This window comes from Nocardioides gansuensis (assembly GCF_003076135.1).
In the GTDB taxonomy this organism is placed as follows: domain Bacteria; phylum Actinomycetota; class Actinomycetes; order Propionibacteriales; family Nocardioidaceae; genus Nocardioides; species Nocardioides gansuensis.
This window is the reverse complement of sequence record NZ_QDGZ01000011.1, coordinates 66033-90858: the sequence shown is the minus strand read 5'-3', so window position 1 is coordinate 90858 and position 24826 is coordinate 66033. Positions and strand designations below refer to the sequence as shown.

The 24826-nt window shown below is 71.6% G+C and carries 24 protein-coding genes; 12 read left to right on the top strand and 12 right to left on the bottom strand.

Annotated features, from left to right (window positions below; genetic code table 11):
* Positions 1 to 26: 26 nt before the first annotated feature.
* Both DDE18_RS20625 and DDE18_RS20620 read left to right on the top strand, forming a co-directional pair.
* Complete coding sequence (locus DDE18_RS20625; RefSeq protein ID WP_165821269.1) at positions 27 to 1325, top strand: ThuA domain-containing protein; 1299 nt, start codon at positions 27 to 29, stop codon at positions 1323 to 1325.
* The gene (locus tag DDE18_RS20620; protein ID WP_133241289.1) at positions 1322 to 2374 is read left to right on the top strand and encodes a cupredoxin domain-containing protein; all 1053 of its coding nucleotides are present in this window, start codon (positions 1322 to 1324) and stop codon (positions 2372 to 2374) included. Before DDE18_RS20625 ends, DDE18_RS20620 begins: the two co-directional genes overlap by 4 nt.
* Positions 2375 to 2907: 533 nt before the next feature.
* On the opposite strand, the gene hflX is transcribed toward DDE18_RS20620, so the two are convergent.
* The 4 genes from hflX to DDE18_RS20600 form a co-directional block, all read right to left on the bottom strand.
* Complete coding sequence (gene hflX / locus DDE18_RS20615) at positions 2908 to 4452, bottom strand: GTPase HflX (protein WP_245916909.1); 1545 nt, start codon at positions 4450 to 4452, stop codon at positions 2908 to 2910.
* Between the two features lie 124 nt (positions 4453 to 4576).
* On the bottom strand, positions 4577 to 5719 hold the full coding sequence (locus DDE18_RS23475) for a thrombospondin type 3 repeat-containing protein (protein ID WP_116574171.1): 1143 nt from the start codon (positions 5717 to 5719) through the stop codon (positions 4577 to 4579).
* 66 nt (positions 5720 to 5785) lie between these two features.
* Positions 5786 to 6562 (bottom strand): SDR family oxidoreductase, encoded by a 777-nt coding sequence (locus DDE18_RS20605; RefSeq protein WP_116574169.1) that lies wholly within the window; start codon positions 6560 to 6562, stop codon positions 5786 to 5788.
* A 34-nt stretch (positions 6563 to 6596) separates the two neighbouring features.
* Entirely contained in the window at positions 6597 to 7724 is a 1128-nt protein-coding gene (locus DDE18_RS20600) for a helix-turn-helix transcriptional regulator (protein ID WP_116574168.1), read from the bottom strand.
* 140 nt (positions 7725 to 7864) lie between these two features.
* On the opposite strand from DDE18_RS20600, the gene DDE18_RS20595 reads away from it, so the two are divergent.
* Positions 7865 to 8659 carry a PIG-L deacetylase family protein gene (locus tag DDE18_RS20595; RefSeq protein ID WP_116574166.1) on the top strand — a complete coding sequence of 265 codons (795 nt, stop codon included), beginning with the start codon at positions 7865 to 7867 and terminating at the stop codon, positions 8657 to 8659.
* Positions 8656 to 10026 (top strand): FAD-binding oxidoreductase, encoded by a 1371-nt coding sequence (locus DDE18_RS20590; RefSeq protein ID WP_116574164.1) that lies wholly within the window; start codon positions 8656 to 8658, stop codon positions 10024 to 10026. The genes DDE18_RS20595 and DDE18_RS20590 overlap by 4 nt, the downstream gene beginning before the upstream one ends.
* A 16-nt stretch (positions 10027 to 10042) precedes the next feature.
* On the opposite strand, the gene DDE18_RS20585 is transcribed toward DDE18_RS20590, so the two are convergent.
* The 6 genes from DDE18_RS20585 to miaA all read right to left on the bottom strand — a co-directional run bounded on the left by DDE18_RS20585 (position 10043) and on the right by miaA (position 16010).
* Entirely contained in the window at positions 10043 to 10681 is a 639-nt protein-coding gene (locus DDE18_RS20585) for a pyridoxamine 5'-phosphate oxidase family protein (protein ID WP_116574162.1), read from the bottom strand.
* A 150-nt stretch (positions 10682 to 10831) separates the two neighbouring features.
* Positions 10832 to 11623, bottom strand: coding sequence for a diaminopimelate epimerase (gene dapF / locus DDE18_RS20580; RefSeq protein ID WP_116574161.1), 792 nt, complete (start codon positions 11621 to 11623; stop codon positions 10832 to 10834).
* 67 nt (positions 11624 to 11690) lie between these two features.
* Entirely contained in the window at positions 11691 to 12209 is a 519-nt protein-coding gene (locus tag DDE18_RS20575) for a dihydrofolate reductase family protein (protein ID WP_116574159.1), read from the bottom strand.
* Positions 12206 to 13141: a helix-turn-helix domain-containing protein gene (locus DDE18_RS20570; protein ID WP_116574157.1), complete on the bottom strand. Its 936-nt coding sequence runs from the start codon at positions 13139 to 13141 to the stop codon at positions 12206 to 12208. The genes DDE18_RS20575 and DDE18_RS20570 overlap by 4 nt, the downstream gene beginning before the upstream one ends.
* A 59-nt stretch (positions 13142 to 13200) precedes the next feature.
* Entirely contained in the window at positions 13201 to 15051 is a 1851-nt protein-coding gene (ggt, locus tag DDE18_RS20565) for a gamma-glutamyltransferase (protein WP_116574156.1), read from the bottom strand.
* A 44-nt stretch (positions 15052 to 15095) separates the two neighbouring features.
* Entirely contained in the window at positions 15096 to 16010 is a 915-nt protein-coding gene (gene miaA / locus DDE18_RS20560; RefSeq protein WP_245916908.1) for a tRNA (adenosine(37)-N6)-dimethylallyltransferase MiaA, read from the bottom strand.
* A 121-nt stretch (positions 16011 to 16131) separates the two neighbouring features.
* Here miaA and DDE18_RS20555 point away from each other — a divergent pair, with 121 nt between their 5' ends.
* From DDE18_RS20555 to DDE18_RS20545, 3 genes are read left to right on the top strand one after another with little or no spacing between them, the layout of a single operon-like run.
* Positions 16132 to 16566, top strand: a complete 435-nt coding sequence (locus DDE18_RS20555; protein WP_116574152.1) for a hypothetical protein — start codon at positions 16132 to 16134, stop codon at positions 16564 to 16566.
* Between the two features lie 30 nt (positions 16567 to 16596).
* Entirely contained in the window at positions 16597 to 17064 is a 468-nt protein-coding gene (locus tag DDE18_RS20550) for an NUDIX domain-containing protein (protein WP_116574150.1), read from the top strand.
* A gap of 50 nt (positions 17065 to 17114) precedes the next feature.
* Positions 17115 to 17405: a hypothetical protein gene (locus DDE18_RS20545; RefSeq protein WP_116574148.1), complete on the top strand. Its 291-nt coding sequence runs from the start codon at positions 17115 to 17117 to the stop codon at positions 17403 to 17405.
* A 187-nt stretch (positions 17406 to 17592) separates the two neighbouring features.
* Here DDE18_RS20545 and miaB read toward each other — a convergent pair whose 3' ends face one another.
* Complete coding sequence (gene miaB, locus DDE18_RS20540; protein WP_116574147.1) at positions 17593 to 19143, bottom strand: tRNA (N6-isopentenyl adenosine(37)-C2)-methylthiotransferase MiaB; 1551 nt, start codon at positions 19141 to 19143, stop codon at positions 17593 to 17595.
* A 126-nt stretch (positions 19144 to 19269) separates the two neighbouring features.
* Between miaB and DDE18_RS20535 the strand changes: the two genes are divergently transcribed.
* The 5 genes from DDE18_RS20535 to DDE18_RS20515 all read left to right on the top strand — a co-directional run bounded on the left by DDE18_RS20535 (position 19270) and on the right by DDE18_RS20515 (position 23892).
* Positions 19270 to 20355 carry a S8 family serine peptidase gene (locus tag DDE18_RS20535; protein WP_116574145.1) on the top strand — a complete coding sequence of 362 codons (1086 nt, stop codon included), beginning with the start codon at positions 19270 to 19272 and terminating at the stop codon, positions 20353 to 20355.
* Between the two features lie 201 nt (positions 20356 to 20556).
* The gene (locus DDE18_RS20530; RefSeq protein WP_116574143.1) at positions 20557 to 21333 is read left to right on the top strand and encodes an amino acid ABC transporter ATP-binding protein; all 777 of its coding nucleotides are present in this window, start codon (positions 20557 to 20559) and stop codon (positions 21331 to 21333) included.
* A gap of 24 nt (positions 21334 to 21357) precedes the next feature.
* Complete coding sequence (locus DDE18_RS20525; RefSeq protein ID WP_116574228.1) at positions 21358 to 22254, top strand: glutamate ABC transporter substrate-binding protein; 897 nt, start codon at positions 21358 to 21360, stop codon at positions 22252 to 22254.
* A gap of 73 nt (positions 22255 to 22327) precedes the next feature.
* Entirely contained in the window at positions 22328 to 23017 is a 690-nt protein-coding gene (locus DDE18_RS20520) for an amino acid ABC transporter permease (protein WP_211754662.1), read from the top strand.
* Entirely contained in the window at positions 23017 to 23892 is an 876-nt protein-coding gene (locus DDE18_RS20515; RefSeq protein WP_116574141.1) for an amino acid ABC transporter permease, read from the top strand. Before DDE18_RS20520 ends, DDE18_RS20515 begins: the two co-directional genes overlap by 1 nt.
* A gap of 128 nt (positions 23893 to 24020) precedes the next feature.
* Here DDE18_RS20515 and DDE18_RS20510 read toward each other — a convergent pair whose 3' ends face one another.
* On the bottom strand, positions 24021 to 24782 hold the full coding sequence (locus DDE18_RS20510; protein WP_116574140.1) for a class I SAM-dependent methyltransferase: 762 nt from the start codon (positions 24780 to 24782) through the stop codon (positions 24021 to 24023).
* Positions 24783 to 24826 lie beyond the last annotated feature (44 nt).

Below are 24826 nucleotides of genomic sequence, written 5' to 3'. Positions count from 1 at the left end.
CCCTGCAATCCCGATCGGAGCACACCATGCGAAGACCACTCCTCCTCGCCGCGGCGGCGGCGCTCGTCGCCACCGCCCTCACGCCGGTGCTCGGCCCGGTCGAGCCGGCGCAGGCGGCCGAGCCACCCAAGGTGCTCGTCTGGGGCGGCGCCTACGGGTTCCGCCACCCGAGCATCACCACGGGTGAGACCACCATGGTCCAGCTGGCCCAGGACACTGGGAAGTTCGACGTCACCGTGACGGAGAACCCGGCCGACCTGTCGATGGCGACGCTGCGGCAGTACGACGTGCTGATGTGGGTCAGCACGACGGGCAAGGCGCCGATGACGCAGCAGCAGCGCGAGGACGTCGTCCGCTGGTCCTCGTGCGGCGGCGGCAACCTGGGCATCCACGCCGCGCTGGACAGCGAGTACGGCTGGGCGGAGCACACCAAGCTCTTCGGTGCACAGTTCGACTCCCACCCGCACGGCGCGGGCGCTCCGCCGGCGCGGATGTTCGTCGAGGACCGCACCGACCCGATCGTGGCGGGCTGGTCGCACAGCGACTCCTTCGAGATGGCCGACGAGTACTACCGCTGGCGCAGCGCCCGCGGCATCCCGGGCATCTCGCTGCCGCGGAACGCGCCGGGCACTGAGGTGCTGCTCTCGCTCGACGAGACCTCGGTCGCGGCCGGGATCCAGGAGGGCGCGCAGCCCTACGAGGACGACCAGCCGATCGCGTGGAAGCGCAGCTTCGGCGACGGCCGGGTCTTCTACAACAACATGGGCCACAACGAGAGCACCTGGGCCCAGCCGGAGTACCAGCTCTCGCTGGTCCGAGCGATCGACTGGCTCTCCCAGGTGCGCCCCGACCAGGCGTGCCTGGACGCCGAGGCGCCGCTGCCAGCGGGGCCGACGCCCCCGGCTCCGGACCGGAAGAAGATCGGCAAGCCCTGCGCCGTGCCCGCCATGAGGTCGACCAACGAAGCCTCTGACTTCCGGGCGGTCACCACGACCGACAGCCAGGCCTTGGGCGGCGGCCTCCCGGGCAACTTCGCCTGGGGAGGCCAGACATGGGTTGTCGACCTCAGCCCGACTCGCTCGGTCACCGCGGACGTGACCATCGACCTGGCCTGGGCGCTGCCCACGGATGACTACGACCTGAGCATCACCACGGCATGGGGCTTCTACGGCTCCGACAACGGAGTCGGGACGCCACGCGAGCAGGTCGTCATCGAGGACGTCCCGCACTGCGCCATCCTGCAGGTCGCCGGCGACAACATGCTGGCCCCCTCGATGTCCGGCACGACGGCCACCATCAGCGTCGCGCCGCACCTGCGCAGGTGACCCTTCCTGCACGCGGCCGGGCGGGGAGCCTCCCCGCCCGGCCCCGCTTGCTGGTCGTCGCGCTGCTGCTCTCGGCGGGCCTCGCGGCCTGCACGCCCGAGGGCGGCGGCCGCTCCGGGCCGGCACCCGACGACGGTTCGCAGCGGCGAGACGTACTGCTCGACCAGGGCAGCGCGGACGTCGTCGACCTGCGCCCGGTGACCGTCCAGGCCCGGCCGGGCGACGTGGTCGTGCTGCACAGCGGCAATCCCGGCCACGGTGGGGACGACGAGTCCCCGGTGCACCACCTCTTCACCAGCGCACCCGCCGACTCCCCGCCACCCCTCTTCGTCGCCGCCGGTCGCGGGCACCTCCCCAACCCGGGCTCCTGGGGCATGTGCCGCGGCGGCGACCCGGCGCGCGCGACCGGCGGCTGCCCGATCCCGCCGGTCGAGGGCCCCTCCGCCTACGACGGCCGCTCCTACTTCTCCCTCGGTGCCCTCCTGCCCGGGGAGACCAGAGAGCTCCCGCTCGCCCCCGACCTGCCTCCCGGCACCTACCGCTTCACCTGCACCGTCCACCCCGACATGTACGTCGACATCGAGGTCGTCGAGGACCCGACCACCGCTGCTCCCCTGCCACCGGCGGAGGTCGCCGCGGCACGACAGCAGGTCGTCCCGCACACCACGTCCGGCCCGGGGCGTCCGGTCGTCCTCCTGGGCCCCCAGCCGGCCGGGAGTGCCGCCGAGGTCCTGACCGCCGTCCCGGGGGCGGTCCGCGTCCCGGTCGGCGGCGCCGTCACCTGGCGCGTGGACGACCGCTCCCCCCACACGGTCGAGCTCGGTCTGGACCACCCGCCACACCTGGCCGACACGACGGCCACCGACACCGCGCCTGCCGTGCCGCGCGGCCGCCGTTGGGACGGCACCGGGACAGTCCGGTCAGGTGTGCTGTCCGCCGACCCGTCCGTGGACCGCACGACCTTCTCCCTGGTCTTCACCCGACCCGGCACCTACCGCGCCTACGACCGCTTCCACGCCGGCATCAAAACCGTCGTGCAAGTCGGCTAAGCCAGTCCTGACCGCCCCTCACCCAGCGACAGCGATGCCCCTGGCGAGCTCTTCCACGTCACCGGTTCCGCGCAGACAGTCCTCGCCTGGGAAGCTGGTATCACCCACCCCACCGGCGTCGCTGCGCAAGTGGGTGCGTCAGGTCGAGGTCGACGGCGGCGTGAAGGCCAGCAAAACCAGCGACGAGATCGCCGAGATCCGCGAGCCAAGCGCGAGGTTGCCGTGTTGCGGCGAGCCGACGAGATCCTGCGCTCGTCGGACGTAGGCGACTTATGCCACGTGTCAATCAAAAGTTCCAAGGATCTCGACTCATGTTGCGAGTCTGCTGGCGATAGTGGGAAGGCAGCGGACAGCGCCCGGGGACACGCGCGGGCTCAGCCCCGGTCGCCCGTGAAGGGCGCGGGGACCGAGCTGCTGACCAGCCGCGCGGCGGCGATGACGCCGCCGTCATCCCCCGGTTCGCTTAGCACGAGGGGCAGGTTTGCCGGTCCGCGCGGGATGGCAGTCCCCCGCCGCGGCGAGGGGTGGCAGCTTCAGACGGAGTACGCCGCCAGCTCGCCCGCGAGGTCGGCGTGCGCCCGTCCGGAGATCCGCGTGCCGTCGGCGGTGTGCTCCATCGCGGCGATCTCGCCCTCCTGGTGGAGGCGGTTGATCAGGTCGCCCCGCTCGTAGGGCAGCAGCGCCTCGAAGACGACCCCGGGTCGTGGCAGGTCCTTCTCGATGGCCTCCATCAGCTCCGGGATGCCCTCACCGGTGCGGGCCGAGACCACCACGCTGTGCGGCTCGCGCGAGCGCAGCCGGCCGATCACGAGCGGGTCGGCGGCGTCGGCCTTGTTGATCACGACGAGCTCGGGCACCTTGCCGGCGTCGATGTCGGCGAGCACCTCGCGCACCGCGGCCAGCTGGCCCTCGGGGTCGGGGTGGGAGCCGTCGACGACGTGCAGGATCAAGTCGGCGTCGCCGACCTCCTCCAGGGTGGACCGGAAGGCCTCGACCAGCTGGTGTGGCAGGTGGCGCACGAAGCCGACCGTGTCGGTCATCGTGAAGACGCGGCCGTCACCCGTCGTCGTACGCCGCGTCGTCGGGTCGAGCGTCGCGAAGAGTGCGTCCTCGATGAGCACGCCGGCATCGGTGAGGCGGTTGAGCAGCGACGACTTGCCGGCGTTGGTGTAGCCCGCGATGGCGACACTCGGGATGTGGTTGCGCCGGCGCTCGGCCCGCTTGGTGTCGCGGGTGCCCTTCATCTCCTTCAGCTCGCGCCGGAGCCTGGCGATGCGGGTGTTGATGCGGCGGCGGTCGGTCTCGATCTTGGTCTCACCGGGGCCACGGCCACCGATGCCCGCACCGCTCGCCACCCGGCCACCGGCCTGGCGGGACAGGTTGCCGCCCCAGCCGCGCAGGCGCTGCTTCATGTAGCTGAGCTGCGCCAGCTCGACCTGCGCCTGGCCCTCCTTGCTCTTCGCGTGCTGCGCGAAGATGTCGAGGATCAGCGCGGTGCGGTCGACGGCCTTGACGCCCAGCCGGTCCTCGAGGTTGCGCAGCTGGCTCGGCGCCAGCTCGCCGTCGAGGATGACGGTGTCGGCGCCGGTCGCCTGCACGATCTCGCGGATCGCGTCGACCTTGCCGCGTCCGATGTACGTCGCGGGGTCGGGCTTGCTGCGTCGCTGGTAGACGGCCTCGAGCACCTCGGAGCCGGCGGTCTCGGCGAGCAGCGCGAGCTCGGCCATCGAGTTGTCGGCGTCGGTCACGGTGCCCTCGGTCCAGACCCCGACGAGCACGACCTTCTCCAGGCGCAGCTCGCGGTACTCGACCTCGGTGATGTCCTCGAGCTCGGTGCGCAGGCCGGAGACGCGGCGCAGCGCGTGGCGCTCAGCCAGTTCCTGAGCGCCGGCGGTGAGGTCCTCCTCGGGGTCCGGGCCGTCGACCGAGACCACGTCGTCGGTCAGGTCCCCGTCGGCGCTGTCCCACTCGGCGTCGTCGTCGTCCCAACCGCGGGTCGCGGCGAGGGCCTCGGCGAGCCCCAGCTCGGCCTCACCGAGGGCCGGCAGCTCGGGGCGGTGCTCATGTGCGTTCGTCATATGGCTTCCAGAGTACGGCGGCTCCGCTGGCACGGCGAGCGGTTAACCCGCCCGTGGGATAGCTCCGTGACGATCGGCACCCGCGAGGCCGCTCGCGAGGGTCCCTTCGTCACGGAGTATCCCGTCAGCGGCGCCGCACGCGCACGGACTGCGAGCGGTCCGAGGCGCACTCCGCGACGCCGAGCACGACCTGGTGGGGCACCTTCACGTAGAACTTGCCGCGCAGCCTCGGCGCACGGGTGCGGAAGCGGCCGCGGTCGTCGGTGTCGATCAGGGAGATCCGCGCGTCCCGGCCCTTCTTCGTGCGCCAGATGGTCACCTCGATATGGCTGGCGCAGCCCCGCTGGTCGGAGAGGATGCGGCCCTGGAACCGGTGGCGCCGGACCTCGTGGCTGAGCTTGACGGTGCGGTCGAACGCAGGGCAGCCCGACGCCGTCGTGCTGGCGACGGACTGGCAGGCGTCGGTCGTGTCGGGCTTCGCGTCGGCGTCGTCGTCCGGATCGCACTCCTCGCCCATGCCGTCCGCATCGGTGTCCAGCTGGTAGGGGTTGGGCATCGATGGGCAGTTGTCCGCTGCGCCCGCGACGCCGTCGCCGTCCGGGTCGCCGTCGCAGGCGTCGCCCACGCCGTCACCGTCGGCGTCGGCCTGGTCGGCGTTGGCCACCCCGCGGCAGTTGTCGCCGTGCTCCTCGACGCCGTCGCCGTCGGCGTCGCACTGGGTGAAGGCGATCGTGATCGACCAGGAGTTGAGCTGACCCGTGACGTTCGCGTAGTTGGCGACGTCCAGGCGCCAAGTCGCCCCCGCAGCTTGCCCGTCGAACGCGGACAGTGCCGTCGCTGGCCGGTAGTCACCGGCCGGCGACGTCGCCGTGTAGACCGCCGTGGCCTCGTCGTCCCACCTGAGCGGGCGCACCTGCGCACTGGTATCGGTCGTCAGCCGCGCCTGGAGCTGGATCGAGTGGGTGACCGATGTGCCGACGAGCCGGGTGAGCCTGACCGCGACGTCCTTCCCGGCCGGGTGGGTGATGTCGAAGGTGACGTCGAGGTCCTCCACGTCGGAAGACGCAGGCGCCGTGATCGCTGCGGTCGTCCACGTGTACGCCGGCGGGGTGGTCGGCGTCGTCTCCGGCGCGATCGGCTTGCCGGATCCCGAGAGCGTCCGCACGCACGGCCCCGCGGCCTCTGCGCCCGCGGGCACCGCCTGGGCCACCGGGAGGAGGACTGCGGCGACGACGGACAGCAACGCGAACGGGACCGAGACTCTCATGACCCGGACAAGGCTAAGGCCCCTCCCGGAGCTGGGCGGGGCCTTTGCCGGATCGACTGGTCTCGTCTACTTGGGAGGCATCCGGATGCCGCCGTCGACGCGGATCGTCTCGCCGTTCATGTACGAGTTGGTGATGCACTCGACCGCCATGCTGGCCAGCTCCTCGGGGCGGCCGAGGCGCTTGGGGAAGAGCACGTTCTGGCCGAGGTTGGCCTTGAACTCCTCGGGGTTGGGGAACCCGTCGTAGATCGGGGTGTCGATCAGGCCCGGCGCCACCGTGTTGACGCGGATGCCCGACGCGGCGAGGTCGCGGGCGACCGGGAGGGTCAGGCCGACGACGCCGCCCTTCGAGGCGGAGTACGACGCCTGGCCGATCTGGCCGTCGAAGGCGGCGACCGACGCCATGTTGACGATCGCACCGCGCTGCCCGTCGTCGTCCGGCTCGTTGGTCGACATCTGCGTCGCGGCGAGGCGGATGCAGTCGAACGTGCCGATCAGGTTGATCGCGACGACCTTGGTGAAGGCGCCCAGGTCGTGGGCGGAGTCGAAGCTGCCGTCCCGGCCGATGGTGCGCTGCGCCCAGCCGATGCCGGCCGAGTTGGCCAGGGCACGCAGCGGGCCCAGCTCGGCGGCGACCGCCACCGCCTCCTTGATCTGCTCGGTGTCGGTGACGTCGACGTGCACGAACGCGCCGCCGATCTCCTCGGCGAGGGCCGCGCCCTTGTCGTCCTGCAGGTCGGCCACGACAACCGTCGCACCCGTGGCGGCCAGCGCGCGGGCGATGGCCGCGCCGATGCCCGACGCGCCTCCCGTGACGATGGCGGAAGCTCCGGTGATGTCCATGGGCGGGATCCTAGGGGCCGCCGCAGGCAGGCAATCAGGCGAACCAGCCGGATGGCGACAGCTCGGCGCCCATCCGCGGCACGTACTGGTCGAAGTAGACCCGGGAGATCAGCTCGCGTCTCGAGCGGACGTCGGCCTTCTCGAAGACCGACTTGAGGTGGTCCTGCACGGTGTACGACGACAGGTTCAGCGTCGCCGCGATCTCCTTGGTGTCGACCCCCTGCAGCACCAGCTGGGTGACGTCGCGCTCGCGGGGCGTGAGCCCGAACGCCGCGACGACGAGCGCCACGATCTCCGGCGGCCGGGCCTCCTCGATCGTGATCACGACGTCGCCCTCGCGCCCGTCGCGCGAGATGAGCGGTCCGGCCTGGAGGACCAGCCACAGCCCGCTCCGGGCCCGGACCCGGCAGCGCGGTGGGACCGTGGTCTCGCCGCGGCCGTAGCGTCGCGCGGCGCCGATGAGTGCCGCCACCGGGCAGAGTGGGTCACCGCCGGCCTCGCCGGTGATCAGGTCGGAGAGGCGCTCCTCGGCGCCGAGGCTCATCTGCACGATCTGGTTGTCGGCGCCGACGATCACGACCGCGGGGCCGCTCACCGGGCTGGGCGGCGGCACGTCGGCCAGCCGCGAGAGCATGCCGGTGCGGACTCCGTGGGCGAACGGGACCGATAGGGAGGCGAGGAACTCGATCTCGGCCGCGTCGAACGGGTGGTCGTCGGAGCCGCGGAACAGCGCCATCGCGCCCCACACCTGCCGGCCGTCGCGGAAGGCGAGGCGCGCCTCGTCGCAGAAGCCGAACAGCGGCTTCATGAACGTGCGGACACGGAAGGACCGCTCGATGTCGCCGTCGGTGACCAGGTGCACACCGGCGGCCGGCACCTCGGCCTTCGCGAGCTCGGTGAAGCCGGTCGGCTCGACCGTGCCGTACTCGATCAGGCCGAACTCGTGGTCGTGGGAGTTCTGGTCGCGGAGGTCGCCGTACTTGCGGGCGCTGGTCAGCAGGTGCGTGCTCGGGTCGTGGGTCGCGATGCAGGCGCTCACCCACGGCACCGCACGGGCCACGGAGGCGACCGCCTCCTCGAGGAAGGTGTCCAGGTCGAGACCGGCGCGCGCGACGACGTCGACGTCCTGGCGTACACGCGCAGCGGTCAGTCCACGGGCCATGCCGCTCAGTGTCGGATACGGCGTGCCCCGGTGCCATCCCAGAAGTCTGGGTGGTCTGGACCACCCAGGGTCGCAGGGTCCGGAACCACCCAGCCGATCGGGATGGTGGCAGGGCCGTGCCGGGCGTGACCGTTCTCGCCATGGACATCACTCCCACGGCACCGCGACTGCTCGTCGTGGTCGCCCACCCCGACGACGAAGCCTTCGGCTGCGGCTCGGTCCTCGCCCACGCCACCGCCCACGGGTTCCGCAGCACCGTGGTGTGCGCGACCCGGGGCGAGCTCGGCGAGCCGGCGCCCGGCTCCGGTCTCACCCGCACCGACCTGCCCGCCGCGCGCGAGCGGGAGCTGCGAGCGGCCTGCGCACTGCTCGGCGTGGAGCGGGTCGAGCTGCTCGGCTACCGCGACTCCGGCGTCGACGGCGACCCGGAGCCCGGCTCGCTCGCCGCGGCCGAGCCGGACCGGCTCCGGGAGCAGGTGGCACGGCTGGTCGAGGAGGTCCGGCCGGACGTGGTCGTGACCCTCGACGCCAGCGACGGGCACCGCGACCACGCGGCGATGCGGGACGCCACCCTCGCGGCGCTCGACGACGTGTCGCACCGCCCGGCTGTGACCTACCTGTTCTGCCTCGCGCGATCGCTGATGACGGCGTTCACCGCTGTCGACACGCTCGGGACGCCCGACGAGGAGATCACCCACCTGGTCGACGTCGCCGATCTGCTCGACCTGCGCTGGCGGGCGATCCGCACCCACGCCTCACAGGTCCCACCCTTCGACGCCATGGATCCGGCGCTCCAGCGCGGCTTCCTCGCGGTCGACCGGCTGCGGCAGGTCGACCCGCCCTGGCCCGGTGGTCCGGTGGCCGACAGCTGGATCCCGGCAGTCGGCACCGACCACGACCCCGTCCACCACACCGAACGAAAGGCACTCCGATGACCACCACTCCCCACCTGACCGCGCTCGCAGGGCTCCGCGACCTGTGCGAGGTCCACCTGCCCGGCGACGAGGGGTACGACGCAGCGCGGACCCCGTGGAACCTGGCGGTCGAGCAACGGCCCGCCGCCGTCGCCGTACCCCGAACCGTCGCGGAGGTCTCGTCCGTGGTCCGCGCCGCCGCCGACGCCGGCCTCCGGGTCGCTCCGCAGAGCACCGGCCACGGCGCCGCGGCGCTGGAGGAGCGGTCGCTCGACGACGTCGTCCTGCTGCGGCTGTCCGGGCTCACCGGCGTCACCGTCGACCCCGCAGCCCGGGTCGCGCGCGTCGTCGGCGGGACCCTGTGGCAGGACGTGATCGCGGCGGTGGCGCCGCACGGGCTCACCGCGCCGCACGGCAGCGCGCCGGACGTCGCGGTCGCCGGCTATGTCCTCGGCGGCGGCCTGTCCTTCTACGGTCGCCGGCACGGCGTGGCCGCCAACGCGATCCGGTCCGTGGACGTCGTCGTCGCCGACGGCAGCCTGGTCACCGCGACCGCCGCTCAGAACGCCGATCTGTTCTGGGCCGTGCGTGGCGGCGGCGGGAACCTCGGCGTGGTCGTCGCGATCGAGCTGGAGCTGCTGCCGTACGCCGACGTGTTCGCCGGGATGCTGTTGTGGGACCGCGAGCGGGCGCCCGAGGTCGTGCCGGCCTGGGTCGAGTGGACCCGCACCGCGCCGGAGTCGGTGTCGACGTCGCTGCGGGTGATGAGCTTCCCGCCGCTGCCGGAGCTGCCGCCGTTCCTGTCCGGCCGGGACCTGGTCATCGTCGACGGCGCCTGCCTCGCGGAGGACGACCAGGCGGCCGAGGTGCTCGCCCCGCTGCGCTCGCTGGCGCCCGAGCTGGACACCTTCGGCCGGATCCCGGCAGCCGAGCTGTTGGCCGTGCACATGGACCCGCCGGGCCCGGTGCCGGCTGTCGGTGACCACAGCGTGCTGGGACCCCTGGACGAGGCCGCGGTCGCGGCGTTCCTCGACCAGGTCGGGCCCGGCACCCGGCCCGGGCTGATGTTCGCCGAGCTCCGCCAGCTCGGCGGCGCCATCGGCCTGCCGACCGCGGACGGTGGTGCGATCTCGCACCTGCCGGGCGACTACGCGCTGTTCTGCGTGGCGATGGCCCCGACGCCGCAGGCCGCGGTGGCGGGCAAGGCGGCGGCGTTCGGAGTGGTGAGGGCGATGTCGCGGTGGTCGCGAACCGGTCTGGTGCCGACGTTCACCGAGTCCCGGGTCGACGCGAGCCGCTTCTACGACGGTGACGACTGGGCCCGGCTGTGCCGGGTGCGGGACGCCATCGACCCACGCCGGGTCCTCGTGGCCAACCACGCCCTGTGAGCCTCCGTGCGGCCGGTCAGGTCTCGGTGTAGAGCCGCGCGGAGTAGGCCGGGCCGTAGTAGGCGTCGAGCTCCTCGACACTCGTGTCGGGGCGCTCGAGCCGGTGTGCCAGCACGGCGCGACGGGGCACGATAGCCTCCGGCGCCCAGGTGTCGGGCTGCCACAGCCGCGAGCGGAGGAACGCCTTCGCACAGTGGAAGAAGACGGTCTCGATCTCGACGACGACCGCCAGCAGCGGGCGGTGCCCCTTGACGACCATCTCGTCGAAGAACGGCGCCTCCCGGACCAGCCGGGCGCGGCCGTTGATCCGCAGCGTGTCGCCGCGGCCGGGGATGAGGAAGTTCAGCCCGGCGTGGGGGTTGGCCAGGATGTTGCGGTAGCCGTCGGCGCGCCGGTTGCCCGGGCGCTCGGCCACCGCGATCGTGCGGTCGTCGATCACGTGCACGAGCCGGCCCGCCGGGTCGCCCTTCGGTGACGCGTCGCAGCGGCCCTGGGCGTCGGCCGTGGCCAGGAAGCAGAACGGCGAGGCAGCCAGCCAGTCGCGGTCGACGTCGGTGAGCGTGGACCGCTCCTTGGTGGCCGCGGCTACGGTCGGCTCGCCCAGCAGGGCGGTCAGCTCGTCTGCGGTCGTGATCTCGGTCCAGTCCCCGGTCATGCCGGGCAGCCTACGGCGGCGTCTCGACTCCGCTCGACCAGCCGGGGCCGGGTCTCGACTCCGCTCGACCAGCCGAGGCCGGGTCTCGACTCCGCTCGACCAGCCGAGGCCGGGTCTCGACTCCGCTCGACCAGCCAGGGCCGGGAGGTGTCAGAGGTCGGACCGGCCCTCGGCGACGATCACGGCCGGGCCGGTCATCAGGACGCGGTCTCCCTCGGTCCACTCGATCCGGAGCGTGCCGCCCGGGACGTCCACGGTGTACGTCGTGCCGCGGGGGGCGTCGTCCGCCAGCGCCGCCGCGACCATCACCGCGCAGGCACCGGTGCCGCACGACCTCGTCTCCCCCGAGCCGCGCTCGTGCACGCGCATCTCGACGTGGTGCTCTCCCACGCGGCGTACGAACTCGACGTTGACGCCGGCGGGATAGACCGCGGGGTCGTAGCCGGGCTCCTCGAGCAGCGTCCCGGCCTCGGCCAGGTCGTCGACGAAGGTGACGGCGTGGGGGTTGCCCATGGAGACGTGCCGGGCCTCGTGCGTGGCGCCGTCGACGGTGACCTTGGTGTCACCAAGCACCTCGGGCGAGCCCATGTCGACCGTGAAGAGGCCGTCGCCGGCGCGGGTGACGGTCTTGATGCCGGCACGGGTGGCGACCTCGATGGGGAGGTCCGCTCCCTCGTGCTCGTGGAGGTAGCGCGCGAAGACCCGGACGCCGTTGCCGCACATCTCGCTGACCGAGCCGTCGGAGTTGCGGTAGTCCATGAACCAGCGGCCGTCCTCGTCGCGCACCGCGCGGAGCACGCCGTCGCCGCCGATGCCGGCACGCCGGTCGCACAGCGCGCGCACCCGCTCGGCCGGCAGGTCGCCGTGCACGGTGCCGTCGGGGTCGGGCAGGATCACGAAGTCGTTCTCCGTGCCGTGGCCCTTGAGGAAGCGGTAGCTCACCCGCCCAGTCTCGCAGAGCAGTGGTTTCGAGGCTCGCGGCGCTCGCGCCTCAACCACCGAGGGCGGCTCAGCGGACGACCGTGTAGCGCGTGCACGCGAAGTCGCGGTTGCGCTGGACGTCCTCCAGGCGCAGCTCGACGTGGCGCGGCAGCACCGGATGGCCGGCGCCGAGGGCCACCGGCGCGAACTGCACCCAGACCTCGTCGAGCAGCCCCGCGTCGTGGAACTGCCCCACCAGCTCGCCGCCGCCGACGACCCAGACGTCCTTGCCGTCCGCGGCCTCCCGCATATGGGCGTGCACCTCCTCGACCGGCGCATCGGTGAACCTCACCGACTTCACCGGCTCGAACGACGTCCGGTGGGTCACCACCCAGGTCGGCAGGTCACCCCAGGGTTCGTCGTCGTGGTCGAGGACCCACTGCCAGGTATTGGCTCCCATGACACAGGCGCCGAGGCCGGCCCGGAAGGCGCCGTAGTTCATCGGGCCCTCCTCGTCGATGTCGCGGGAGGTCAGCCAGGTGAGGTCGTGGTCCGGGGTCGCGATGAACCCGTCGAGCGAGCAGCCGGTGTAGTAGATCGTCGTCACCGGGTCTCCTCCGCTGCTTCGTCGCGGAGCCGGTCGCGCATCCAGGTGATCGGGTCACCCGGCCCCACCTCGTGTCCACTGGCCCGGAGCATCAGGCGGACGAGCTGGCGCCGGTGCGCGCCGTACGTCACCACATGGGCGATGACGCTCCCGATCTGGAAGCTCTCCGGCGGATCGCACAGGGCGTCGATGAGCCGGTCGCCCCAGGCGCGTCGGCGCTCGATGTCGCGCACGACCGCGAGCCACCGGGGCGTGACGCCCTCGTGGCGAGCCCGCAAGGACGCCGGGTCGTCCCCACCGTGCTGGGGGAAGTCGGTGCCCTCGAAGGCCGCCACCCAGACCTCTTTGGTCCAGACCTGGTGGTCGAGGACCTTGGCGGCCGAGGAGTCCTCGCCGTCCCACTCGAGGACGTGGTTGCCCGGGAGGACCTCACGCCGAAAGTCCTCGTCGGGGATCTGACTGACAGCCTCGATGAGCGCGAGGGTGTCGTCGACGTCGTGCTGGATGAGCTGCGTGGAGAGCTCCATGGGATGTCCTTCCTCGGTGTCGTGCACCCACAGGCTCAGTGGGGGATGGAAGTGGACGCCGTTCGGCGCACTGAGCCAGTGGACCCGGATGTCCGCGAGGGCGGCGCGCGTGCGCGGCGGGTGTCCGTAGGCGCGGGCGAAGGCGCGGCTGAAGCCGTCGACCGAGCCGTAGCCCGCGACGAACGCGGCCTCGGTCACCGACGTCCCGGACGCGAGCTGCCACCCGGCGCGCTCGAGCATCACCCGGCGGCGCAGCGCGACCGGCGACTCACCGGTCCCGCGCAGCACCTCACGGCTGAAGTGGAACGGCGACGAGTAGGCGTCGCCGGCCATCTCGGCGAGGCGGTTGTTGTCCTCGGCGAGCACCGCGTCGAGGAGCTCCCTGAGGCGATCCCGTCCCGTCATGCGACCAGTCTGGTCGCATGACCGGTCAGTCCGCCCGACCGTTCTTGCTCAGTCCGGACTCACTTCGGGTCGACCACGCGGGCCGCGCCACCTCCGCGCCGCTTCGGCTCCGACACGGCCGTCATCAGCCCACCGGGCCCGAACTCGATCGCCGTCGCAGCCCCGATCTCCGCCGCACTCGTGAAGGCGTCGCCCGCCGGCACCAGCTTGTGGCCGAACGCCGTCAGGGCAGGCCCATAGGCGGCGATGAACTCCGGCTCGGCGGTGGTGTTGGCGGAGTTGCGCTGGGTCGCGCGCGGCGCCGCGATCGCCTGCTGGACGGTCATCCCGAGGTCGATCCGGTTGACGAGCATCTGCAGCACCGTGGTGATGATCGTCGAGCCGCCGGGCGAGCCGAGCGCCAGGAACGGCTTGCCGTCCTTGAGCACGATCGTCGGCGACATCGAGCTGCGCGGCCGCTTGCCGGGCTGGATCCGGTTGGGGTCGGTCTCGACGTAGACCGTGGAGAAGTCGGTCAGCTCGTTGTTGAGCAGGAAGCCGTGCCGCGGCACGACCATGCCCGAGCCGCCGGTCTGCTCGATCGTGAGCGTGTACTCCACGACGTCGCCCCGCTTGTCGGCGACGGTCAGGTTCGTCGTCGAGATGTTCTCCGTGTCCGCGTCGGTGGCGCCGGACTGGCGGGCGGCGGCGCACACCCCGTCGTACGACGCGGCGTCACCGGCCGCCGTCGGCTTGGCCATCGCCTTGGTGGGGTCGATGGCGCAGGCACGCTCGGCCGCGAAGGTGTCGGAGAGCAGGTCTGAGACGGGCACGTCGACGAACTTCGGGTCGCCGACGTACTTCCCGCGGTCGGCGAAGGCCAGCGCGCTCGCCTCGAGATAGAGGTGGAGCGCCTGGACGACGGGCAGCTTCGCGAGGTCGTAGCGCTCGAGGATGTTGAGGGCCTCCCCGACCGTCGTGCCGCCGGATGACACCGGCGCCATGCCGTAGACGTCGTAGCCGCGGTAGCTCACCTTCGTCGGCTTCTGGTTGCGCACCTTGTAGTCGCGCAGGTCGCTCGGGCGCAGGTAGCCGGGCGGGACCGGGAGGTCGGTGCCCTTGGTGGTGCGGGGCTTGCGCACGATGTCGGACATCAGCCTGGCGAGCTTGCCGCGGTAGAAGTAGTCGAGGCCCTGCGCGCCCAGCTTCCGGTAGGTGGCCGCGAGCTCGGGCATCTTGAAGACCGAGCCCACCTGCGGCGCGTCCCCGCCCGGCAGGAACAGCTTCTTCGTGGCCCGGAAGGCCTCGAAGCGCTCCTTGTTGTCCAGCGTCTGCTGGCGGAAGGTCTCGTCGACCACGAAGCCGCGGGTGGCGACCTTGACCGCGGGCTTGAGGGCGTCAGCGAGGCTCAGCGTCCCCCACCGCTTCAGCGCACGGTGCCACGTGGCCGGCGTGCCAGGGACTCCGACACTCACGCCGCTGGTGACCAGCTCGGGCGTGAAGTTGTAGGGCTTGCCTGTCGCGGGGTCGATGAAGGCGTCGGTGGGCATCCGCTTCGGCGCGGTCTCGCGGCCGTCGATGGTGCGGACCTTGCCGGTCTCGGCGTCGTAGTGCACGAAGAAGCCGCCGCCGCCGATGCCGGCGCTGTAGGGCTCGGTCACGCCGAGGGTGGCAGCCGCGGCAACGGCCGCGTCGGCGGCGTTGCCGCCCTTCTTGAGCACCTTGAGGGCGGCCGCGCTGGCCTCCGGGTCGACGGTGGAGACGGCGCCGCCGGTGCCGATCGCCGTGGCGATCTTCGGGGTGGGACGGGCCCGCTCCTCGAGCGCTCGCTGCAGCGGCGTCTCCTCGGCGGCGACAGGGCCGACGGGGGCCAGGGTGGCGGCACCGACCACGGCGGCGGCGGCAAGGACGACTGAACGACTGTGACGCATGGGACCTCCCGGGACGACGACGTTCCCACCCTGCCCGGGCGCCGCTAGGTTTGTCGAGTGACCACGGCGACCGCCTTCGCGGTCCTCTGCGGGTCGTCCCAGTCGACCCAGTGGATGCGCGGGTCCTTGGTGAACCAGCTCTCCTGCCGGCGCGCGAAGCGCCGCGTCGCCTGCGCGGTGCGTTCCTTCGCCTCCGCCAGCGTGAGGTCGCCGGCGAGGTGGGCCGCGACCTCGCGGTAGCCGATCGCGAGCCCCGCGGTGCGGCCCTGCGCGAGGCCCTGCCGCAGCAGCCGGTCGACCTCGTCGACCAACCCGTCGGCGAACATCTCCTCCACCCGCTGTCCGATCCGGTCGTCCAGGGTGGGGCGGTCGATGCGTACGCCGATCTGGCAAGCGCGCGGGTAGTGGTACTCCAGGCGGGGCAGGCTCGCGCTGAACGGCCGCCCCGTCAGCGCGATCACCTCGAGTGCCCGGACGATGCGGCGGCCGTTGCCCGGCTCGATGCGCTCCGCGGCCTCGGGGTCGACGCCCGCCAGCCGCCGGTGCAGCTCCCCGGGCCCGAGCCGGTCCAGCTCGGCCTCGAGCTCGCGGCGTACGGAATCGTCGGTGCCGGGGAACTCGAACCGGTCGAGCACGGCTCGCGTGTAGAGGGCCGAGCCGCCGACCAGGACCGGCACGCGGCCGCGGGCGTGGATGTCGTCGATCGCCGCGCGGGCCATGGCCTGGAACTCGGCCACCGTCGCCGGCTCCGTCACGTCGAGGACGTCGAGCAGGTGGTGGCGGATCCTCCGGCGCCGCGGCTCGGGCAGCTTGGCCGTGCCGATGTCCATGCCGCGGTAGAGCTGCATGGCGTCGGTGTTGACGATCTCGCCGCCCAGCGCCTGCGCCAGGTCGAGGCTCAGCGCAGTCTTCCCCGACGCGGTCGCACCGACGACGGCGACGACGGGCAGCGAGGACACGCGCCCATTCTCACCCGGGCCGCGTCCCGGGCGGCCATCGGTTGCATTCGGCGACGCGTCTGCCTTGACTGTTTGTGTGCGGCCGGGATCGGCCCGGTCCCTCACTCGGGAGTTGATGAGCATGAGCAGCATCGGAGACCAGCTCAAGGGAGCTGTCGACAAGTTGCGCGGCCGGATCGGCGGCGGCATCGGCGCCGAGCCGGCGGACACCACGGATCCCTCGGTCGACCCGACCACCGACCCCCCGACCGACCCGACCGCGCCCATCCCGGGCGAGCCGGTCCCCGGCGAGCCCGGCGAGCCGCTGCCCGGCGAGCCCACTCCCCTCCCGGGCGAGCCCATCGACCCCAGCGACCCGACCTCGCCCACCGAGCCCGAGGTCAAGCCGTCCAGCCAGTCCAGCGACCCCTCGGTCGATCCACACACGGAGCCGGGCGTCGACCCGGCCACCGAACCCACGGAGCCGACCGAGCCCACCACCGACCCCTACCAGCCCGGACTCCCCACCGACCCGGAGAACCCCGCCACCGGCGAGCAGTACCAGCCGCGCCCCTGACGGACGTCGTAGCGGGCTAGGGTCGGCGGCGTGCCAGACCGGTTCGTCGTCGTCCCTGCCGCCTACGTCTTCCTCCTCCGCGAGGGCGCCCGCGGCACCGAGGTGTTGCTGCAGCTGCGCGGCGACGTCCCCTACATGTCTGGCCACTGGGCGGCCGCGGCCGCCGGCCACGTCGAGCGCGGCGAGACGGCGTACGACGCGGCGCGGCGCGAGGCCGCCGAGGAGCTCGGCCTGACGGGGGTGGACCTGCGGTTCGAGTTCACGATGCAGCGCACCCGGGGCGGCGAGGACATCGACGAGCGGGTCGACTTCTTCTTCACGGCGCGGTCGTGGGCGGGCGAGCCGACGATCACCGAGCCGGAGAAGGCGGTGGAGCTCCGGTGGTGTCCGCTCGACGACCTGCCCCACCCCGTCGTACCCCACGAGGCCCTCGCGTTGGCCTCGCTCGGCAGCGGCGAGCGCTACCTCTCGTTCGGGTTCGCCGGCGAGCGGGTGTAACGCAGGCCCTCTGCGGGAACCGGGGACGGGTCACCCCAAGGGAGGGACCCATGAGCAAGACCGAAGATCTCGGGCCGATGCCCGAACCCACCGTGAGCGAGCCCGAGCTGGTGCCTGGCGGCATCGACGCCGTCTACGAGGACGAGCCGGTCACCGACGGCCGCGACCTCGACCCGGGCCGCAACCCCAGTGTCGACGACGTCCTGCCACCGGAGGTCTCCGCGCCCGACGAGAAGAAGCAGGCGCCCGAGGGCCACGCCGACGACCAGGAGGCCGGCACCGAGGTGACCCCGGACGCCGGCCAGGAGGCAGAGGACGGGAGCGTCGAGCCGCCCGCGTGAAACCAGGAGCCGGGTTGATCACTGCCGCGGGGTAGCAGTGATCAACCCGGTTGTCTGTGGTCGAGCGGAGCCGCGGTAGTCGAGCGGAGTCCCGGTGGTCGAGCGGAGTCCCGGTGGTCGAGCGGAGTCCCGGTGGTCGAGCGGAGTCGAGACCCCCGCTCAGGCGGCTTCCGCGGACTGTGGAAACTCAGCCGCAGGCGGGCGCGGTGGACAGCGGGGCGGGCACGCCGACCGACGGCATGCCGAGCCCGACCGACGCGCCGGTGGACGCGGAAGCCCCTTGGCGGGCCTCCCAGGCGTCGCCGGCGCGGGTGCGGCGCACGGCCACCACCGGGCCGTCGGCGACGAGGTGGTGGGGCGCGGCATAGGTGATCTCGACGGTGACCATGTCGCCCGGCCGGATGGGTCTCGACTCCGCTCGACCCACCGACTCCGGTCGACCCACCGACTCCGGCTGGTCGAGCGGAGTCGAGACGCCGGACAGGTCGGGCGTGAAGTGCACCAGCCGGTTGTCCGGCCCACGCCCCGAGAGCCGCTGGGTGGCGGTGTCCTTGCGACCCTCTCCCTCGGCGACCATCAGCTCGACGCGGCGTCCGACGAGCGCCTTGTTCTCCTCCCAGGCGACCTCGTTCGCCAGCGCGGCGAGCCGCTCGTAGCGGGACTTCACGACGTCGGGCGGCACCTGGTCGTCCATCGTCGCGGCAGGCGTGCCAGGGCGTGGGGAGTACTGGAACGTGAAGGCGCCGGCGAAGCGGGAGCGGCGTACGACGTCGAGGGTGGCCTGGAAGTCCTCCTCCGTCTCCCCCGGGAAGCCGACGATGATGTCGGTGGTGATCGCGGCGTCCGGCATCGCCTCGCGCACGCGGTCGATGATGCCGAGGAACTTCGACGACCGGTAGGACCGGCGCATCGCGCGCAGCACCCGGTCGGAGCCGGACTGCAGCGGCATGTGCAACTGGTGCATCACATTGGGCGTCTCGGCCATCGCGGCGATCACGTCGTCGGTGAACTCCGCCGGGTGGGGCGAGGTGAAGCGCACCCGCTCCAGCCCCTCGATCTCGCCGCACGCGCGCAGCAGCTTGGAGAACGCCTGCCGGTCGCCGAACTCGACGCCGTAGGAGTTGACGTTCTGCCCCAGCAGCGTCACCTCGGTGACCCCCTCGGCGACCAGCGCGCGCACCTCGGCGAGGATGTCGCCCGGCCGGCGGTCCTTCTCCTTGCCGCGCAGCGACGGGACGATGCAGAACGTGCAGGTGTTGTTGCACCCGACCGACACGCTCACCCACGCGGCGTACGCACTCTCTCGACGGGTCGGCAGCGTCGACGGGAAGACCTCGAGCGACTCGAGGATCTCGACCTGCGCCTCCTCCTGCACCCGCGCACGCTCCAGCAGCACCGGCAGCGAGCCGATGTTGTGGGTGCCGAAGACGACGTCGACCCAGGGCGCGCGCTTCACGATCGTGTCGCGGTCCTTCTGGGCCATGCAGCCGCCGACGGCGATCTGCATGCCGGGCTTCTTCGCCTTCACCGGCGCGAGGTGGCCGAGGTTGCCGTAGAGCTTGTTGTCGGCGTTCTCCCGCACCGCGCAGGTGTTGAAGACGACCACGTCGGCCTGCTCGTCCTCGGGCGCGCGCACATAGCCCGCCTCCTCGAGCAGGCCGGTGAGGCGCTCGGAGTCGTGGACGTTCATCTGGCACCCGTAGGTGACGACTTCGTAGGTGCGAGTGGCGCTGGTCATGACCGGTCAAGGGTACGGCGCGGCGCGGGGGCCGCCCCAATCGCACGACCGCCCCCCGCTGCCCATAACGCTCTGGCGGGTGCCGGCGTTGAGCGTGACGTCCCTCTTTTCGGAAGGAAGACACCCATGCACCTCCGTGCTCTCCGCCCCACCTGCCTGGCGCTGGCCGCGGTCGGTCTGCTGGTGGCCCCCACCGCAGCAGCGGCGGACCTGCAGGACCTCGAACGGAAGAAGGGCCCGAAGGCGCCCACGCAGACGGCGGCTCCGTACGCCACGGACCTGACCCACAAGCAGTGGGACATGGCCGAGATCGGGTCCCCGCTCGCCAACTCGGTCGCCACCGGCGCGGGCGTCACGGTTGCCGTGATCGACACCGGCATCGACGTCGACCACAACGAGTTCGCCGGCCGCATCGTCAACCCGGTCTCGTGGGTTTGCCCGAAGGGCGTGAAGGCACCGTGCCAGGGCATGTCCTACGTCGACGACGGGCACGGCCACGGCACCCACGTCGCGGGCACGGTGGCGGCCGCCGCGGACGGCTCGGGCATCACCGGTGTCGCGCCGCAAGCGAACATCATGCCGCTGCGCGTCGGTGATGACGACGGCTCGATCTCCGGCGACACCACCGCCGCGATGCGGTACGCCGTGGCCGAGGGAGCCGACGTCATCACCATGAGCATCGGCTACGTCGCCGGGACCGGCCCGATCCTGGACAACCCCGTGCTCCCGGTCGACGAGTTCAGCGCCGCCGTGCAGGAGGCGTCCGACGCCGGCATCCTGGTCACGCTCTCGGCGGGCAACGACGGCGTCCCGTGGTGCGGCCAGGGCAGCGAGTTCTACAACGACACGGCACTGTGCGTCGCGGCGTACGGCCCGACCGAGGACCCGGCGGTCTACACCGACTGGGGCTACGAGATCGACATCGCGGCTCCCGGCGGCGGCATCCTCACCTGCGACGGCGCCATCTGGGCGACCGTGCCGCTCAGCCTGGAGACCGACTCCTGCACGGGCATCGACGGCTACGGCGTCATGTCCGGCACGTCGATGGCGGCGCCGCACGTCGCCGGTGTGGGCGCGCTCCTGGCCCAGCAGGGCATCACGGGAGCGACAGCCGCCCAGCGGATCGTCGACACGGCCCGGACCGACCTGCCGCTCACCACGGCGTTCACCGGGCCACGGCTCGACGCTGCCGCCGCGGTGGGCGCTGGCTGAGCATCGCGCACCTGATCGACCCCGGAGCCCCCGGCGCACCCACGCCGGGGGCTCCGTCGCGTGCAGGGCGCCCGGCCCGGCGTATGGCGCGCGCCGCCGGGCCCGTGCGCACGAGCAAGGGGACGTCACGACTGGATCACGTTTTGCCTCTCCGCCTGCGGACGTGGCCCCGAGCACTCTCCACTAGGTAGGTTGCGTGCCATGACAGTGCTGGAGGGACAGCCGGCTGCTGCCGGCCACGGAAGCGGTCTCGTCGAGATGCGGGGCGTGCAGAAGTACTTCGGTCAGATGCAGGCCCTCAAGGACATCGACCTGAACGTGCAGAAGGGCGAGGTCGTCGTTGTGATCGGCCCATCCGGCTCGGGCAAGTCAACGCTGTGCCGCACCATCAACCGGCTCGAGACCATCGACGACGGCGTCATCTTCATCGACGGCAAGGAGCTGCCCCAGGAGGGCAAGGCGCTCGCGGCGCACCGGGCCGAAGTCGGCATGGTGTTCCAGAGCTTCAACCTGTTCGCCCACAAGACGATCCTCGAGAACGTCACCCTGGGGCCGATCAAGGTGCGCGGCATGAACAAGGCCGAGGCGGAGGCCAAGGCCAGAGAGCTGCTGGATCGCGTGGGGGTCGCCCACCAGGCCGCCAAGTATCCCGCCCAGCTCTCCGGCGGACAGCAGCAGCGTGTCGCGATCGCCCGCGCGCTCGCGATGGAGCCGAAGGTGATGCTCTTCGACGAGCCGACCTCCGCGCTCGACCCGGAGATGATCAAGGAGGTCCTCGACGTGATGATCGACCTCGCCGGCCGGGGCATGACGATGATCGTCGTCACCCACGAGATGGGCTTCGCCCGCACTGCCGCCAACCGCGTCGTCTTCATGGCCGACGGCGCGATCGTCGAGGAGGGCACTCCCGAGGAGTTCTTCACCAACCCGAAGTCCGACCGCGCCAAGGACTTCCTCGGCAAGATCCTCAAGCACTGAGACATCCACAACAAGGAGATGCAGATGCGATTCATCCGTACCAAGGCGGTCTTCGCCGCCACGGCCCTGGCCCTTTCGCTCGCCGCGTGTGGCGAGGCCGGTGAGGAGGAGGGCCCCGTCGACGTCGAGGTGGAGGAGAACGCCGCCGAGCAGTTCGAGGAGGGCACCCGCATGCGGGAGCTCGCCGAGGCGGGCGGCGTCAAGATCGGCGTCAAGTACGACCAGCCCGGTCTGGGCTTCAAGGACCCCGCGTCCGACATCCCGACCGGCTTCGACGTCGAGATCGCCAAGCTCCTGGCCGCAGACCTGGGCCTCGACCCCAACGACACCAGCCAGGTGGAGTGGATCGAGACCATCTCCGACAACCGTGAGCCCTTCCTCCAGGACGGCACCGTCGACCTGGTGCTCGCGTCGTACTCGATCACCGAGGAGCGCCGCGCGGTCGTCGGTCAGGCGGGTCCTTACATGGTCACTGGCCAGCAGCTGCTGGTGAAGTCCGACAGCGACGTCGAGAGCGTCGACGACCTGCAGGGCAAGGAGGTCTGCTCGGTGACCGGCTCGACCTCGCTGGAGAACGTCGAGGCGCAGGGCATGAAGCCCGTCGGCTTCGACACCTACTCCGAGTGCGCCGAGAAGGTGCTCGACGGCACCGTCGAGGCGATGTCGACGGACGGCACGATCCTGATGGGCTACGCCGCGCAGAACGAGGGCGAGCTCTCGGTCGTCGGCGAGGAGTTCTCCGAGGAGCGCATCGGCGTCGGCTACAGCAAGGACTACCCCGAAATGTGCCAGTGGATCAACGACGTGCTGACCGAGTCCAACGAGAGCGGCCAGTGGGCGGAGGCGTTCGAGGGCACCCTGGGCGCGTCAGGCGTCGAGACGCCGGAGTTCCCGGAGCTGGACCCCTGCCCCGAGTCCTGATCTGACACCGGGCGAGCGGAGCCGGGACCGTATCCCGGCTCCGCTCGCCGTACCCACTGGAGGAAGGACTGGCGTGGAGGCCGTTCTCGACCAATTCGACGCCGTGCTCAAGGCGTTCGGCTACACGGCACTGCTCTTCGCAGTGTCGGGGGTGTTCTCAGTTCTCCTCGGCACCCTGCTCGTCTCCATGCGAGTGGGTCCCATCGCGGTGCTCAACAGGGCGGCGGCCGTCTATATCACCGTCGTGCGCAACACCCCACTGGTGATGATCTTCATGTTCTTCCAGCTCGGCGCCGGCAAGGTCTGGAACCTGCTGAACTTCCAGTGGGTCGACATCCACATCGGCACCCTCGACTTCACCTCGTTCTTCACCGCCGCCGTCGTCTCGCTGAGCCTCTACACCGCCTGCTTCGTCGCCGAGGCGCTGCGCTCCGGCGTCAACGCCGTGCCGCTCGGCCAGGCCGAGGCCGCCCGCGCGATCGGCCTCCCCTTCTCCGGTGTGATGAGCCAGGTCGTGCTCCCGCAGGCCTTCCGCGCCTCCGTGCCGCCACTGGCGAGCACCCTGATCGCGCTCCTCAAGAACACCTCGGTCGCGGCTGCCTTCGGCGTCCTCGAGGCTGCTGCCCAGATGAAGATCTTCACCAACAACCACGCCGACCAGCGCTGGGGGATCTTCATCGCCTTCGCGCTCGGCTACATCATCCTGGTCGAGGTCGTCTCGCTCTTCGCCACCCTGCTCGAGCGTCGCTGGAGGATCGCCTGATGCCTGCCGCAGTCCTCTTCGACGCCCCCGGCCCGGCCACCGTGGCCCGCCACCGGATCTACACGTTCGTCGGCATCGCCGCGATCGCCGGGCTGATCGCCTTCGCGTTCTACCGACTCTGGGCGAGCGGCCAGATGACCTACGAGAAGTGGGAGCCGTTCTTCACGCCGCGCTACATCGAGGCCATCCTGGTCGACGGCCTGCTGATCACGCTGCAGATGGCCTTCCTCGCGATCATCGGCGCAGTCGTCTTCGGGGTCATCTTCGGTGTCGGCAAGCTCTCCGACCACGCGTGGCTCCGCTGGCCCTGCTGGCTGGTCGTCGAGTTCTTCCGCGCGGTGCCGGTCATCCTGCTGATGATCTTCTGCTTCTATGCGATCTTCGGCGACTTCGAGCCCCTCAATACGCGCACCTACTGGTCGGTCGTGCTGGCGCTCACGCTCTACAACGGCGCCGTCCTCGCCGAGGTCTTCCGGGCCGGCGTCAACGCCGTGCCGAAGGGCCAGGCGGAGGCGGCGTACGCCATCGGCATGCGCAAGACGCAGGTGATGACGCTCGTCCTGCTGCCGCAGGCCGTGAAGATCATGATCCCGGCGATCATCAGTCAGTGCGTCGTCGCCCTCAAGGACACGGCCCTCGGCTACGTCATCGCCGGCGTCGGTCTCACCCGCATGGCGCGGCAGATCTTCCCCACGTTCCAGAACCACGTCGCCACGATCATCGTGATCGCGTCGCTCTACATCCTGGTCAACCTGCTGCTCACCTGGCTCGCCAACTGGGTCCAGAGGAAGTACGTCGGCGAGAAGAAGGTGCTGGAGGTGTCGATGGTGGGCGAGCACGGCACGACCACCGGCGCTCCCTTCGACAGCCGCTGATCCCGGTGAGCCTGTCGCTGGTCGAGTAGCCCGAGCCGTCAGGCGAAGGCGTATCGAGACCACACGACCGTCTGTCAGTGGTCTCGATACGCCGCCTCATCCCCGGGCGGCTACTCGAGCAACGAGTCTCAGACGGCGCGGCCGCGCACGGTCCATGCGACGGCCTCGAGCTGGAACGGCGCGGGCGGGAGGAGCTCGCGACAGCGCTCGCGCAGCGCGGCGCGGTGCTCCTCGTCGAGGGAGACGACGTAGTCGCCCGACGGTCCCACGCCGAGGGTGTAGGGCTCCCACCACTCCTCGAAGCTGGGATGGGTGACGATCACGGCCAGCTCCGACTCCTCGACGTCGGTGAGGCCGGCCGACCGGGCCAGCTCGCCCAGCTCTCCCCGGTCCGTGCCGGGCAACTTCTCCTCCCCCTTGACCGAGGGGTCCAGGTCCCTGACGGCCCGCCACAGCGGGCTGATCGGGGAGCGATCCCCGGCGAGGTCCCAGGTGCAGGCCGAGACGGTGCCGCCCGGCACGGCGACGCGGGTCATCTCCTCGAACCCGGCGAGAGCGTCCTTCATGAAGTGGACGACGAGCTGGGCCGTCACCACGTCGAAGGTGTCGTCGTGGAAGGGGACCGCCTCGGCCCCGGCGCGTCGGGCATCGACACCGGGCAGCCGCTCCTGCAGGCTGGCCAGGAAGCTGGGCGAGGGATCGACGGCCGTGACCGCGTCGGCGCCCAGCCGGTCGACCAGTCGCGCCGTCAGCGCACCCGGTCCACAGCCGACGTCGAGCGCCTTCATGCCCGGACGGACGCGCGCCCACTCGACGAACTGGTCGGCCAGCGGCTCGGAGTAGCGGCCCATGAAGCGGTCGTAGGCGGTGCCGTCCACCGTGAAGGCCATCTGTCGAACGTACTCGCGCGTCGGCCCGCCCGCGTCCCCCGAAG